At 51.9% G+C, this 13,293-nt stretch carries 14 protein-coding genes; 8 read left to right on the top strand and 6 right to left on the bottom strand.

What is annotated here, in order from left to right; translation table 11 throughout:
- Positions 1-5: 5 nt before the first annotated feature.
- On the top strand, positions 6-395 hold the full coding sequence (locus tag BD_RS16705; protein ID WP_011165969.1) for a DoxX family membrane protein: 390 nt from the start codon (positions 6-8) through the stop codon (positions 393-395).
- Here the strand turns inward: BD_RS16705 and BD_RS16700 are convergent.
- From BD_RS16700 to BD_RS16690, 3 genes are read right to left on the bottom strand one after another with little or no spacing between them, the layout of a single operon-like run.
- Positions 371-2,437 (bottom strand): hybrid sensor histidine kinase/response regulator, encoded by a 2,067-nt coding sequence (locus tag BD_RS16700; RefSeq protein ID WP_011165968.1) that lies wholly within the window; start codon positions 2,435-2,437, stop codon positions 371-373. The two genes, BD_RS16705 and BD_RS16700, sit on opposite strands and share 25 nt — an antisense overlap.
- Before the next feature lie 12 nt (positions 2,438-2,449).
- Positions 2,450-2,914 (bottom strand): response regulator, encoded by a 465-nt coding sequence (locus BD_RS16695; RefSeq protein ID WP_038450189.1) that lies wholly within the window; start codon positions 2,912-2,914, stop codon positions 2,450-2,452.
- Positions 2,898-4,031: a sensor histidine kinase gene (locus BD_RS16690; RefSeq protein ID WP_011165966.1), complete on the bottom strand. Its 1,134-nt coding sequence runs from the start codon at positions 4,029-4,031 to the stop codon at positions 2,898-2,900. The genes BD_RS16695 and BD_RS16690 overlap by 17 nt, the downstream gene beginning before the upstream one ends.
- A 219-nt stretch (positions 4,032-4,250) precedes the next feature.
- On the opposite strand from BD_RS16690, the gene BD_RS16685 reads away from it, so the two are divergent.
- The gene (locus tag BD_RS16685; protein ID WP_011165965.1) at positions 4,251-5,174 is read left to right on the top strand and encodes a hypothetical protein; all 924 of its coding nucleotides are present in this window, start codon (positions 4,251-4,253) and stop codon (positions 5,172-5,174) included.
- A 37-nt stretch (positions 5,175-5,211) separates the two neighbouring features.
- Here the strand turns inward: BD_RS16685 and BD_RS16680 are convergent, their stop codons facing one another.
- Positions 5,212-6,756, bottom strand: a complete 1,545-nt coding sequence (locus BD_RS16680) for an AbgT family transporter (protein ID WP_011165964.1) — start codon at positions 6,754-6,756, stop codon at positions 5,212-5,214.
- A gap of 79 nt (positions 6,757-6,835) precedes the next feature.
- Between BD_RS16680 and BD_RS16675 the strand changes: the two genes are divergently transcribed.
- The 4 genes from BD_RS16675 to BD_RS16660 all read left to right on the top strand — a co-directional run bounded on the left by BD_RS16675 (position 6,836) and on the right by BD_RS16660 (position 9,112).
- Entirely contained in the window at positions 6,836-7,195 is a 360-nt protein-coding gene (locus tag BD_RS16675) for an MGMT family protein (protein WP_011165963.1), read from the top strand.
- Positions 7,196-7,337: 142 nt separating this feature from the next.
- Complete coding sequence (locus BD_RS16670; protein WP_011165962.1) at positions 7,338-8,153, top strand: hypothetical protein; 816 nt, start codon at positions 7,338-7,340, stop codon at positions 8,151-8,153.
- Positions 8,154-8,156: 3 nt separating this feature from the next.
- A complete protein-coding gene (locus BD_RS16665; protein ID WP_011165961.1) occupies positions 8,157-8,591 on the top strand; it encodes a hypothetical protein in 435 nt (144 codons plus the stop codon).
- 41 nt (positions 8,592-8,632) lie between these two features.
- Positions 8,633-9,112: a hypothetical protein gene (locus BD_RS16660; protein ID WP_011165960.1), complete on the top strand. Its 480-nt coding sequence runs from the start codon at positions 8,633-8,635 to the stop codon at positions 9,110-9,112.
- A gap of 65 nt (positions 9,113-9,177) precedes the next feature.
- On the opposite strand, the gene BD_RS16655 is transcribed toward BD_RS16660, so the two are convergent.
- On the bottom strand, positions 9,178-9,825 hold the full coding sequence (locus BD_RS16655; protein ID WP_011165959.1) for a L,D-transpeptidase: 648 nt from the start codon (positions 9,823-9,825) through the stop codon (positions 9,178-9,180).
- A gap of 237 nt (positions 9,826-10,062) precedes the next feature.
- Between BD_RS16655 and BD_RS16650 the strand changes: the two genes are divergently transcribed.
- Positions 10,063-10,791: a tRNA-uridine aminocarboxypropyltransferase gene (locus BD_RS16650; protein ID WP_011165958.1), complete on the top strand. Its 729-nt coding sequence runs from the start codon at positions 10,063-10,065 to the stop codon at positions 10,789-10,791.
- On the opposite strand, the gene BD_RS16645 is transcribed toward BD_RS16650, so the two are convergent.
- Entirely contained in the window at positions 10,788-12,386 is a 1,599-nt protein-coding gene (locus BD_RS16645) for an ABC-F family ATP-binding cassette domain-containing protein (protein ID WP_041583783.1), read from the bottom strand. The two genes, BD_RS16650 and BD_RS16645, sit on opposite strands and share 4 nt — an antisense overlap.
- 180 nt (positions 12,387-12,566) lie before the next feature.
- Here BD_RS16645 and BD_RS16640 point away from each other — a divergent pair, with 180 nt between their 5' ends.
- A complete protein-coding gene (locus tag BD_RS16640; RefSeq protein WP_144313804.1) occupies positions 12,567-13,289 on the top strand; it encodes a DUF4097 family beta strand repeat-containing protein in 723 nt (240 codons plus the stop codon).
- Positions 13,290-13,293 lie beyond the last annotated feature (4 nt).

The raw sequence follows: 13,293 nt of genomic DNA, 5'->3' as shown, positions 1-13,293 counted from the left end.
GAGTTATGCGATCTAAATTGGCAACAGGTTCCCGTTATTTACTGGGTTTGATTTACTTTGTTTTTGGTTTGAATGGCTTTTTGCAGTTCATCCCGGCCCCACCAACAATGCCCGAGGGGGCCATGGCTTTTATGGGTGGAATGATGGCTGCGCCTTATTTCTTCCCGGTGCTTAAAGGCACGGAAGTCATCTGTGGGGCTTTGTTGCTTAGCGGTTTTGCGGTGCCTCTGGCGTTGGTGATTTTGGCGCCGATCACCTTGCAGATCTTCCTGTTCCATTCCTTTATGACCCCGGGTCTGGAAAATGTGATCATGCCGGTGGTGATGATTGCTCTGCATGTGCTGGCAGCGACCGCTTACTGGAAGTTGTATCATCCGTTGTTCAAAAGAGGCTGAGGCCGTGACGGGGCCTTCCCCGTCAGGCGCAGCACCTCTTTGACGATGTTTTTAATTGGACTGGGTTTGCTCAGATGTTGCTGGAATCCGGATTCCAGCGCTTTTCTGATATCTTCGGTGCTGGTATAGGCTGAAAGGGCCATTGCCGGCAGATGACGGTTTCGGGGGCCTTCCCAGTCTCGCAAAGAGCGGATCAGTTCATAGCCGTCCATCTCGGGCATACCGATGTCTGAGATCAGAATATCAAAGTGACCCTCTTTCAAAAGGGCCAACGCCTTTTTGGGCTGGGATGTGTCAGTCACCAAGGCCCCTTCCCTCTGCAGCAGGCGTTTGATCAGCACGAGGGTGTCTTCGGAATCATCCACTAAGAATATATGCAAACCGGACAAAGAACCTTTGGGTTCGTTTTCCACAAACTGAAGATGTTCAGTTTGTCCGGTTAAGGTCATGGCGGGCCCCTGACTGGTTTCAACCGACACCAGCGGCAGCTGAATCCTGAAGGTGGTGCCTTGATCTTTGCCGGGGCTTTGGACCTCGATACTGCCTCCGTGAAGTTCGGTCATGTGTTTGGCGATGGAAAGTCCCAGGCCCAAACCCATGCGCTTGCGGTTCATGCCGGAATCCTCTTGCCAGAACTTCTCAAAGACATAGGGAAGATTTTCGCTTTCAATGCCCTGGCCCGTATCCTGAACTGAAACGCTGAACTGAGACTCGTGCGTTTCGCAAGTGACGTGAAGGCGGCCGCCCGGAGGCGTGAATTTGATGGAGTTTGACAGAAGATTCCAAAGTATCTGACGGAAGCGGTCGGGATCCACCACGGCCTGGGTGGCGGCTTCACTGCAGGTCAACTGGGCGGAGATATTCTTGGCGTGTGCGGCACTTTCCAGGGACTCCATCACCGACTGAATCAGCTCCTGCACGACGACCTTTTTAAGATTCAGTTTGGTTTTTCCCGTTGTGATGCGGGAGATCTCCAGGGTGTCGGACACCAGTTGAATTTCATGGTTCAAATTGCGTTCAATGGCATCCAGAGCATCATGATATTCGCGGGACTTGGGGTCAGAGCCCTTTAGAAGATCCAGGCCTCCTTTGATGATGTTCAATGGCGTACGCAGTTCATGGGACAAGGTCGCCAGGAAGTCGTTTTTCTTGCGATGGGCAGTGTGAAGTTGCTGGATGCGCTCTTCAAGTTCTTTGTGAAGGGCATTGCGGCTCATGGCGATAGAAAGGGTGTTCACCAAAGACTGAACAAATCGGACTTCTTCTGCAGAGAAGTGACGGAGGGCCTTGTTCATCAATAGTAAAAGTCCAAACAGCTGGTTTTTTTCCAGCCCCTTTACCGGCACAATCAGGCAGGTGTTAAAGCCTTCTTCGCGCAGATCGCGAAAAGAGGTAAGCTTCATCGCCAAGTCGCCGTCCAGCAGCAGTTTCGGCGAGCGCAGGTTCCACAGACCTGAGCGGGCGAATTCATCAGATACTTTCACAGAATCCCGGCGGAGCAGCTCCACTGCGGAAAGTTTCAGGCACTTTAAAGCGCTTTGTCGCAGATGCTCGATCATCTGCTCGGGATAGGCTTCGGTCATGACGAAATTGGAGAAGTCAAAAAGCGTCTGCATCTGTTCAAACTGCTTTCGCATCAGAACTTCGGCAGACTTTCTTTCGATGGCGGCATAAATTCCCCGGACCAGATTTTCAGAGGACAGTTCGGACTTGCACAGATAGTCCTGCGCCCCTTCGTGGACTTTCCTTAAGGCGAACTCGCGGTCCTCCAGGGCTGAAAGAATGATAATGGGGGCGTCGGGCAGGATGGACTGCATGCGTGGCAGGGTTTCATCAAGATCGCTGTCCGGCAGGCGCAGATCCAGCAATACCAGATCATATATTTTGCCATCAATCTGCTGCAGGGCTGTCTTCAGCATGGCAGCCCGATCCAGGGTGATCTCGGGAACATCCTTCACGCGGCGAAGATAGCGCGAAATAATAAAGGCATGCTCGTCGTTGTCCTCCACCAGCAGGATGTTCAGTGGCTTTAACGGTGACATGGGTGCTCCTTTTCAGGGGGCGACATCCGGTTTTTTGATGTTGCGATTCCAGATGCCCCAGTAGGTGGCCATGCTTTCGACCATTTTCTTTAATTCATCCGCCTGCAGCGGCTTTACCAGATAGCTGTTGGCGTGCAGGTCATAGGCTTTGAGTTTGTCGGTTTCTGCGTCAGAAGTGGTCAGTACGATGATGGGGATCTTGCGAAGTTTGGCGTCATCCTTCACTTCAGAGAGGACTTCGTGGCCGTCAAGCCGGGGGAGCTTCAGGTCCAGCAGAATGATGTCCGGTTCTTCCCGGCTTTCATAGGGTGCGATTCCGCGCAGATACTGCAGGGCCTGCACGCCGTCGGTGACCCGCTCGACCTTAGAAACGAAGGACTCTTTCTTGAGGTTTCTCATAACGATCAAAGCGTGATCGTCATTGTCTTCAACCAGAAGAATTTTGAGCGGATGCTCTCCATTATAATTTGGCGGCATCGAAGGCTCCTTGTTCGGTGAAGAATTTTGGGAAGGCCAGCCAGAACGTCGCGCCCTCGTTTTCCCGGGATTCCACCCAGGTGCGACCTCCGTGAAGCTGCATGATTCTTTGTACAATGGCCAGGCCCACGCCAGTCCCTTCCTGAGAGTTGTCAAGGCGCTGGAACAGCCCAAATATTTTGCGGTGATAGGCCGGAGCGATCCCCGGGCCGTTGTCTTTCACTCCCACCAGCATTTCAGTGGGGGCATCCTTCGTCAGAATCTGGATCTGCGGGTGAGGACTGCTGGTTCCGTACTTCAGGGCGTTGGTGACCAGATTTTCCAGAACCTGATAGAGCCGACGCCGGTCTCCGATGACCTTGGGAAGGTCCGTCGGGAGTTGAACCTCGATATTGCGATCCTTCAGGCGATCGGAAAAGTTTTCCAGGATTTCGTTGATAATGTCGTTCATGCTGACATCACTGAGATTCAGTTCCATGCGGCCCGCGCGGCTGAGCTGCAAAAGGTCGTTGATCAACTCCTGCATGCGTTTGTGTGCTTTTTCCAGGCGGTCTATGGAATCATGAACATCCTCCATGTTGCCGCTTTTGATATCTTCCTTGATGAATTCAATAAATGAAGAGCTGGTGACCAGAGGGGATTTCAGGTCGTGCGACACTGTGTAAACGAACTGCTCCATTTCCTGATTTTTCTGCTGAAGCTCATCATAGGCATGCTTCAGGCGGGTCTCGATGATTTTTCTTTCGGTGATGTCAACGATGGAGGCGATGGCATAGCTGTTGTTGTCGATAACTATATGATTCAGTCCGATTTCAACCGGGATCTCTTTTCCGTCTTTGCACAGACCGGAAAGGTCGCGGCCTGCGCCCATCTGACGTTTTGTCGGGCTTTGCATGAAGCCTTCCCGGTGTTGGGGATGGTGTTGCCGGGCTCCCATCGGCACCAGTCTTTCGATGGGAGATCCTTTCAGCTCGCCGGGACTGTAACCAAACATTTTTTCCATCTCGCCATTGCACAGGACCACGAAGCCGGATTTGTTCACCATGACGATTCCCGTAGGCAAAGACTCGATGATGGTTTTGAACCGGTTCTCATGCTCGAAGGCCACAGTTTCCACAAATCCCCCTTTATTCCTAAGCACAATTTTAGTTTGTTTACGCAAATTTGCCGGCGCAATATGTTTGATCACAGATGCGCTTTCACAGTCGGTTTTTCTTTAGCACCGCTTAATAGTTCATTTTAGCAAAGCAAACGAATCAACTTTCTCTTTTAAATAATTTCGCTACCTTCTGGCTGTGAAAGAATTTTCACCAACGCAGGATTCAAGGAGGATGATATGCGTTTTACAAAACTAGCAGTGACTTTGTTTTTAGCCACAGTCACATCACTGACAGCAAAAGGCTTCGTGATGACCGACGCGCCGTACAGTCCCGAGCACGATGATCCACAACCGCCCGGTTGGTCCGCCTGGTCAAGCCTTGGTGGCGTAGGCACTTCGGATCCGGCGACTTGTTCCCGCAGTAATTTCCGCACGTCTCTTTTCGTGCGCGGAACTGACAATGCTCTTTGGTATCGTCAGTGGAACGGAACCAGCTGGGGCTCTTGGACTTCGTTGGGTGGCTTCCTTACTTCATCACCCGCAGCCGCTTGTTGGGGGCCGAACCGCATTGATGTCTTCGTGCGTGGCGGGGACAACGCCCTTTGGCAGCGCACGTTCCGAAACGGCTCCTGGCAGCCTTGGGTTTCGCTCGGGGGCTTTCTGACGTCAGGCCCTGCTGCAGCCACGTGGTCGGGCGGCCGTCTTGATGTGTTTGTTCGTGGCGGCGACAATGCTCTTTGGCACAAGTGGTTCACCGGTGGCGCGTGGTCCGGCTGGGAATCCCTTGGCGGAGTTCTGACTTCCGATCCTGCAGCGGTGTCCTGGGCCAGCGGCCGTCTTGATGTGTTTGTGCGAGGCACAGATAATGCCCTCTGGCACATCTGGTATTGGGGAGGCTGGTCCGGTTGGGAATCATTGGGAGGAGTTTTGACTTCGTCTCCGGGAGTGTCCTCGTGGGGGAACGGCCGTCTTGATGTGTATGTGCGGGGCACGGACAATGCTCTTTGGCACAAATGGTACAGTGGCGGTTGGTCCGCGTGGGAATCTTTGGGCGGGGTCTTGAGCTCTGGCCCAGATGCCACATCGTCAGCGCGAAATCGAACGCTGGTGTTTGTGAAGGGCACGGACAATGCGATCTGGTATCGCTCTTGGAAACAGTAGAAATAAAAAAGCCGGGTTTTAAGACCCGGCTTTTTCTTTATTGTCCTGGCATCACATAGAGCAAGTTTGCTCCCGGGCCCAGAGGCAGTCCCAGCCAGATCCAGGCAAACAGCAACAGCGACCAGAAGATCGTGAAGGCAATCGAGTATGGCAGCATCAATGCGATCAAAGTTCCCAGACGCGCTTTTGGATCATACTTGTTTGCAAATGCCAGAATCAGCGGGAAGTACGGCATCAGCGGGGAAATAATATTCACCACGGAATCAGCCACACGGTAAGAGGCTTGCGTCAGTTCCGGGGCAATTCCCAACAGCATGAACATCGGCACAAACACCGGAGCCATCAGCGCCCACTTTGCAGAAGCGCTTCCCAGGAACAGATCCACCACACAAGTCAGAATGATGAAACCAATCATCAGTGGGATGGCGCTTAGATTCATGTCTTTCAGAAGCTCAGATCCTTTCACCGCCAGAATCAATCCGACGTTGGAGGAATTAAACAAAGAAATAAACTGAGCTGCAAAGAAGACCATGACCAGGTAGGGGGCCATTGTGACCATCGCGTCTTGCATGGCATTGGTCACGTCGCTTTGGGATTTAAAGGTCTTCGCGGCAAAGCCGTAAGCCACGCCTGTGAAGGCTGCCAGGAAGAACACCATCGGGATGATGCCCTTCAAGAACGGGGAATCCAGCAAGGAACCATTGGCTGGATTTCTGAGGAAGCCGGTTTCAGGAACCGTGCCCCACAGAACCAGCAGCACGAAGATCGCAAAGACAACGCCCGCCCATAGCAGGCCTTTTCTTTCGTAAGCATTCAAAGGCTCCGGGGCCGTGCGCTCGGCGGCGCCTTTGTATTCACCCAAAAAAGGCAAAGTGATCTTTTTTGCCACCAAAGTTCCGATGGCAATGATCAGAATGGATGAAACCGACATGAAATACCAGTTCACCACCGGAGTGACTGTGTATGCCGGATCGATAATGCGAGCCGCCTCTTGGGAGAGGCCGGACAACACAGGATCGGCCACACTCAGCATGAAGTTCGCGGCAAAACCTCCGGACACACCGGCAAAACAGATGGCCAGGCCGGCCAGTGGATTTAACCCCGCACTATGAAAGGCCATCGCCGAAAGCGGAATCAGCAGCACATAGCCGATATCACCCGCGGTGTGGGACATGATTCCCGCCAACAACACGGCAGGAACCAGAAGCTGACGCGGGGATTTAATCACCAGCAATCGCAGCAGGGCGCCCAGCAGTCCGCTTTTTTCCGTCAGGCTGAAGCCCAGCATCGCTACAAGCACAGTTCCCAGAGGAGCAAAGCCAGTGAAGTTTTTCAGCATGTCGGTCAAAACCATGTGCAGACCCGTCACTGACATCAGATTCACTGCCGTGATGGTTTCTTTTTTGACCGGATGAACGGCTTCAACACCCAAACCACTGATGACCGCAGACAGCAAAACCACCAGAACTGTTAACAACAAAAACATCAGAGCCGGTTGCGGCAGGGCATTCCCCGCGCGTTCCACCTTTAGCAGAAAGCGATACAACGGTCCGGACTCTATAGAATTATCAGTGCTCGACATGTGGAAATTCCCCCTCAAGAGAATATCTTTTAATATTTGTAAGTACTTGTCACATATTAAAGACAAAGTAAGATGAGTTATGAGCGAAGTCTTTTCAGAGAAGGTTCTTAAGCTGATCAAAAAGATCCCGGAAGGGAAAGTGGCCACCTATGGTCAGATCGCCGCTTTGGCGGGAAAGCCGCAAGGGTCCCGTGCCGTGGCGTGGCTGCTGCATTCCTGTTCTGAAAGTCACAAACTTCCCTGGCAGCGTGTTCTGAATTCGAAGGGAAAGATCTCTTTTCCCGCGGGGACGAAACTGTACCGTCAGCAGAAGAAGCTTTTGGTGTCTGAAGGTGTGGAGTTCGGCGACGGCGACATGATTGATATGTCCGTTTTTCAATGGAAGAAAAAAGTGATGCCGGTAAAGCGCGCCTCGCAGAAGCCGCGCATGTTTTCTTAAGAAGGGATCTGAGTATCCTCGTAAAACCCGCAGCAGTAGCGGGTTTTACGTTTGTTTATTTGCGCTTCTTTGGTCTTAATTAGGTCCGGAAACTGGGCCAAGGGTCTTTTCAGTTACAGCGCTGTTAACTAAGACTCAGGCAATGGCAAATCACACAAACTTAAAAAGTGTCTTCGAGTCCTCGAATAAAAATAAACTTTCAGTTCGGTTTTTGCTGGTCTTGGCAGGTCTGTCCCTCGTGGTAGGATGTGCTGGTGCCAGTGGAGATGGCGAGTGGGCCTCCGGCAATCCTGACAGCGCTCAAGGCGATGTAACGCCTGATCCTGAAGTTCCCAACACGCCGAGTGTCCCGGAAGAGGAAGAAGTGGAATCCACAACGCCACCTTTGGCGGGTCTGTTTTTCTCTTTTAAACCGGGAACACAGACGCTGGCCTATGGCTTGGGTAAAACCTGGGATGGCTGTGACAAAGAGGCCATCGTGCGTGGGGGCTATGACAGCGACACCAAGTGCGGTAATGGTACGGTGCTGCCAGCGTATGCAGAGCATTTGAACAAGCACTTTTTTGGCTGCGTGGAAAAGGGATCCTTGGCGGCGGGGTATTCGCAACCCGAGCGGGTGTTCATCCGTCACTGGGGCACTTACGTCAACCGTAACGCAAGAAATTCCTCCAGCTTGAGCATGCATGCCTACGCCCGGGCCATTGATATTGTGAAGTTCATTATTTATGACCGGACCGGCAAGGCGACTTCGGTCAGCACCCATGTGCGGGACTTTAAGGGCACGACGGCCAAGTTCTATAATGCCTTCCGCCAGTGCTGGAAGGATACGATGCCATCGAAATGCCGTCCGGGTCAGCGGGAATACAGCGGCTCGATTGGTATTCCGGGTTCAGAGCTTGGCGGAAACAGTTTGCACAACGACCATATTCATCTCTCATTTCCATTCTGTGCGGGGTAACTTATGAAAAGAATTATTTTTACTTGGATGATTTTGATGGGGACTTCTTTGACGGCGACGGCAGCCACCGACGTGGTGGGTGAAAAGACCGTGGACTTAAAAGGCGGAGGCCAGGCTTTGATCACCACCCGCAAAGGGGGCGACAAACTGGGGCGTCCCTACACCATGGAGCTACGCGTGAATTGCCAGGGGGGGCGCATGGCGTGGCACGAACTTCCGGTGCTGGATCAAGAGTCCGTCTGTGATGTGAAACCCCAGTCAGCCAAGCTTTCCCAAGACGGCAAAAGCATCGTGGTTTTGATTCGTGAAACGGATGCCGATGATTTTAACCGTCTTTCCAAGCAGACTCCGGCAGGGATTCTGGGCGAGATCCAGCCGCAATGTAAAAAAGAAGCGGCCGAGTTCAAATTCCCTGTGGAAAGTTATTGTTTGCGATAGTTCCAGTCGAATCTGCCCTGAAGCTGTGATAGCTTGGGGGCATGAGTTCAACTTGTTGTGTATGCCAAAAGCCCAAAGCCACGCTTCAGTGTGGCTGTTGCAAAGAAGCGGTCTGTAAGAACTGTGCGCAGTTTCTGGAAGAGGGCCGCTTTTCCTTTATGACCAAGGTTCCGGAACTGTTGTCTTTCGGTGCCTATTGTACGCCGTGTTTTGATTTCAAGGTCATGCCTGAAGTGGAAGCCTATGATGCGGATCTGGAGGCCGCCCGCAATATCGCGGTCTTTTTCAAGGATCAAAGCAAAGAAACTCGCAACTTCAAACGTACGGAAAAAGCTTTTAAGGTAGTGGATTGCGAAGATCGTGAAGAGACGCTGTTGCGTTTGGCATTTTTTGCGGTGCAGGCGAAATTCAATGCGATCATCGATGTGGAAATCACCTCTAAGAAAGTCCGTAACGGGGCTTATCAGACCCATCTTTGGAGTGGCACCGCCATTCCCACCAACTATACGTCTCGCCGCTAGGTGAATGCACGGCCCCGTCCTATGAACGGGGCCCTTGTGCCAGGAACGCTCCTTCACAACGTGCTCTATTGAACTGTAATCCACACATTTGATTTTCCGTAGCTTCGCACCAGCCGGTTGAAAACATATCCGTTGTCAGGGTGCATGCGAATGCAACCATGGGATGCACGCGTGCCCAGTTTGGACCAGTTGCCTTGAGGTGTGCCATGCAGGGCAAATCCTCCACTGATAAAGACAGCATAAGGCATGTTGCCTAGTCCGTTGTAATCCCCACCGGGGAATTTTTTGGAGCTGTAGCGGTCATAGATACGGCCGTTGGGATGTTTGTCAAAGTTAGGAGTGCCATATCCCGCCATGCCGGTAGAGACCAGCCATGATCCACGCAAAGATCCGTTCACATACAGATACATGCGTTGAGAAGACTTCACGACCTGAGCCCACACCGCACAGCTGTTGCGATAACAGCCGCCGAAGATGTTTACCAATTCATCCAGATAAGTTTCGGGAAGATGGGCCGGTTGACCGGTTTCTTCTTCGTAAATTTTATCGAATTGTTCCAGCACTTGCTCGATGTTCGGGTCAAAGGGGTTGATTTCTTCAATCACATGGGGACTGCGTTTTTGCATTGTTTCGGTGGGCTCTGCCTGGGCAGTATTCACTGTCAAAAACAGCAGAGCGACTATTGCTCCTGTTATTTGTTGTAGAGTTCTCATGCCACACCTCATTGGTTAGAGAGTTGGGATTTGTCCTCATTGTACTTTGTGGGGGCAAAAAATTGGTAATTTCCGTACAAGCTTGGACGGATGACAGGGAAGTTTTCAGAGTGACAGACGGACGAAGGGAACCTTCATGTAAGCTAGGAAAGGGAACGACACAGAAGTCTGGTGTGAAAGATGGGGACAGAATGTTAAACAACGGTTAGACTCATCACCTGGATTGGGAGCGCGGAATTGGATCTAAAACAGTATCAAGAGCGAAAAGCACAACAGCAGAGCAATCACTTGGGGCGGCCCTTGTGTCCTTCCTGCCTGCAGCCGGGAAAAGCCTGTTATTGCCACGCCATTGAAAAGTTTGATCCTCAGATCAGTTTTGTGATCCTGATTCATCCCATCGAGGTGCGCCGGCGCATTGCCACCGGGCGCATGACGTCGCTGTGTCTGGAAAGTTCCCATTTGATCTCGGGTCAGAACTTCAGTGAAAATCCACAGGTCAATGCCCTGATTAAGGATCCCGGCAATCACTGTGTGATTCTTTATCCGGGCCCGGATTCCAGTGACTTGTCTTTGATGAACCCCCTGGCCCGCCGCAGTTTGGTGCCAGACGGAAAGAGGCTCACGGTGTTTGTGATTGATGGCACCTGGGCCACCGCCAAGAAAATGATGCGTGAAAGCCGCAATCTGCACGCGCTTCCGAAGATTTGTTTTTCCCCGGAAAAGCCTTCAGGCTTTCGGGTGCGCAAGCAGCCCAAAGAATTTTGTTATTCCACGATTGAGGCTGTTCATCAGACGATTGAATTGTTGGGTGGTGATTTGGGGCTGGACCTGAAGCCGCGCCCGCATGACAACCTGCTGGAGGTCTTTGAGCTGATGGTGGAGCGGCAGCTGCTTCACCTGCGCCATGCGGAAGAGATTCACGGGCCTTTCAATTCACGTGATCTTAAGGCCCGCGGCAGTCGCTAGTGAGTCACCAGGGCTTTGGAAGCCAGGTACTCTTCGTAAGTGATGTGATTGTCGTAAACCACACCTTGATCGATTTCGATAATTCTGTTGGCCACGGTCTGAATCAGCTCGTGGTCATGGGAAGTGAAGATCACAGTGCCCTTGAATCGGCTCAAGCCTTCATTCACGGCTGTGATGCTTTCCAGATCCAAGTGGCTCGTCGGACCATCCAGAATCAGAATGTTCGCCCCTGACAGCATCAGCTTAGAGAACATGCAGCGAACTTTTTCGCCCCCGGAAAGAACTTTAGGCTGTTTCAGGGCATCAGTGCCGCCGAAAAGCATTTTTCCCAGGAATCCGCGCAGGAAGGTTTCATCTTTTTCGGTGGAGTACGGGCGCAGCCAGTCCACCAAAGTTTCTTCATCACCATTGAAATAACGGGAGTTGTCTGTCGGGAAATAGCCGATCGACGTGGTGATACCCCAGTTGTAAGTTCCGGAATCAGCCTGCATTTCGCCTGCGATGATTTCCATCAACAGGGTCTTTGCCAGGTCATTGCGGCCCAGAAGTGCGACCTTGTCGCCTTTCTTCAGGGTGAAGCTTAGATTCTTCAGCAGTGTTTCGCCTTCCCATGTTTTGGTCAGCTTGTCCACGACCAGAACGTCGTTCCCCAGTTCGCGTTTGATATCAAAACCGATGAACGGTTTTTTGCGGGAAGAGGCCGGAAGATCCACGAACTCCAGCTTTTCCAGTTGTTTCTGACGGGAAGAGGCCTGACGGGATTTGGAGGCATTGGCGCTGAAACGGGCGATGAAGGCTTTCAGTTCTTCGGCCTTGTCCGAGCTTTTCTTGTTCTGGTCTTCGCGCAGGCGCTGATTCAGCTCGCTGGCCTGTCTCCAGAAGTCATAGTTGCCGGTGTAGGTGGTCACCTTGCCAAAGTCGATGTCAGCAATATGAGTGCAGACTTTGTTCAGGAAGTGACGATCGTGCGAAATCACGATGACGGTGTTCTCAAAATTAAGCAGGAATTCTTCCAGCCACTGGATCGCATAGATGTCCAAGTGATTCGTCGGCTCATCCAGCAGCAGAATGTCCGGGCGGCCAAAAAGGGCCTGCGCCAGAAGGACTTTTACTTTTTCGCCGCCATTAAGCTCTTTCATCAGTTTGCCGTGCAGTTCTTCCGGGATTGCCAGGCCAGCCAGCATCACGGCGGCTTCGGATTCAGCTTCCCAGCCGTTCAGTTCCGCAAATTCGGTTTCCAGCTCGGAAGCACGAACGCCGTCAGCTTCAGAAAAGTCCGGCTTCGCATACAGAGCGTCTTTTTCTTCCATCACCTTGTAAAGGCGGTCGTTCCCCATCAGAACGGTTTTCAGCACCGGAAATTCGTCATAGGCATAGTGATCCTGTTTCAGGATCGAAAGACGCTGATCAGAACCGATGATCACTTCACCGGTGTTGGGTTCGATCTCTTTGGAAAGAACTTTCAGGAACGTGGACTTGCCAGCCCCGTTGGCGCCAATCAGGCCATAGCAGTTCCCCGGGGTGAATTTTACGTTTACGTCTTCGAAGAGTTTTTTGCCGCCAAAACGCAGACTTACATTGTTCGTGCTGATCATCGGATGGGTCCTTTGGAAAGCTGTTTTTTTACGTGTTTCAGGCGGGAAACGCAACCCTTTCCCCATCGGAAAGGGCGCCTTGGAAAAAACTCCCGGTGAAAAGGCCTGGCCGTGTGCTCTTGGCTTGAAAATAGGGGGGCTTGACGGCTTAATAAATGAATTATGTTTGTAGGAGGACTTATGAAGTTTGCAGCATTGTTGGCCCTGTTTATCAGTCCTGTGGCCCTGGCCGCCGAGACCGAAGTGAAAGAGTTTGATGCGAAAACTATTCGCAGTTTTGAAATCGAGAATCTGAACGGAAACATCAAAATTGACGGGGGTCATGAGGATAAGATCGTGATCACGGCAGAAAAGACCGATTTCACGAAATCCTGCCGCCTGGAGTTCAAACAAAAAGGCGCTGACCTGGAAGTGGAAGTGACCCGCAAAGGTGTCTTTAAAAAATCTGACTGTACCACCAATTTCACTGTGCTTTTGCCCAAAGTGATGGAGCTGGATATGAAATTGGGCTCTGGTAACATCACCATCACCGGAACCAAAGGTGGCATCGACTTTAAAATCGGCAATGGCCAGGTGACGATCGACGCGGACGTGCACGAACTGGATGGCTCTGCCGGAAATGCGGAAGTCAATGTGAAATCCCTGACTGGCAAATCCGATTTGAAAATGGGTTCCGGCACCGTGAAAGCCGCTTATTCCGCGTTGCCAGCCACGGGAGAGTTTGAGATCAAATCCGGCAGCGGCAATGTCGAGCTGACTTTGCCAGCAGATGCCAAAATCCAGACGAGCTTCATTTCTGTGGGCGGCAAAATGACCAATGAAGTGGGTGACACTGCGAATGCGGGATTCAAAGTGAAACTGAAGTCCGGTTCCGCGAACCTGCATATCAAGAAGGCGCTCTAGTTTC

The sequence above is a fragment of the Bdellovibrio bacteriovorus HD100 genome, assembly GCF_000196175.1.
In the GTDB taxonomy this organism is placed as follows: domain Bacteria; phylum Bdellovibrionota; class Bdellovibrionia; order Bdellovibrionales; family Bdellovibrionaceae; genus Bdellovibrio; species Bdellovibrio bacteriovorus.
Note: the sequence above shows the minus strand (reverse complement) of the source record. Positions and strands in the feature narration are given on the sequence as shown.

Excerpts from the sequence above, each read along its gene's own strand:
- BD_RS16645 (WP_041583783.1), bottom strand. The coding sequence starts at position 12,386 with ATGATCAGCACGAACAATGTAAGTCTGCGTTTTGGCGGCAAAAAACTC.
- BD_RS16665 (WP_011165961.1), top strand. The coding sequence starts at position 8,157 with ATGAAAAGAATTATTTTTACTTGGATGATTTTGATGGGGACTTCTTTG.
- BD_RS16680 (WP_011165964.1), bottom strand. The coding sequence starts at position 6,756 with ATGTCGAGCACTGATAATTCTATAGAGTCCGGACCGTTGTATCGCTTT.
- BD_RS16670 (WP_011165962.1), top strand. The coding sequence starts at position 7,338 with ATGGCAAATCACACAAACTTAAAAAGTGTCTTCGAGTCCTCGAATAAA.
- BD_RS16655 (WP_011165959.1), bottom strand. The coding sequence starts at position 9,825 with ATGAGAACTCTACAACAAATAACAGGAGCAATAGTCGCTCTGCTGTTT.
- BD_RS16675 (WP_011165963.1), top strand. The coding sequence starts at position 6,836 with ATGAGCGAAGTCTTTTCAGAGAAGGTTCTTAAGCTGATCAAAAAGATC.
- BD_RS16685 (WP_011165965.1), top strand. The coding sequence starts at position 4,251 with ATGCGTTTTACAAAACTAGCAGTGACTTTGTTTTTAGCCACAGTCACA.
- BD_RS16640 (WP_144313804.1), top strand. The coding sequence starts at position 12,567 with ATGAAGTTTGCAGCATTGTTGGCCCTGTTTATCAGTCCTGTGGCCCTG.
- BD_RS16695 (WP_038450189.1), bottom strand. The coding sequence starts at position 2,914 with ATGCCGCCAAATTATAATGGAGAGCATCCGCTCAAAATTCTTCTGGTT.
- BD_RS16705 (WP_011165969.1), top strand. The coding sequence starts at position 6 with ATGCGATCTAAATTGGCAACAGGTTCCCGTTATTTACTGGGTTTGATT.
- BD_RS16700 (WP_011165968.1), bottom strand. The coding sequence starts at position 2,437 with ATGTCACCGTTAAAGCCACTGAACATCCTGCTGGTGGAGGACAACGAC.
- BD_RS16660 (WP_011165960.1), top strand. The coding sequence starts at position 8,633 with ATGAGTTCAACTTGTTGTGTATGCCAAAAGCCCAAAGCCACGCTTCAG.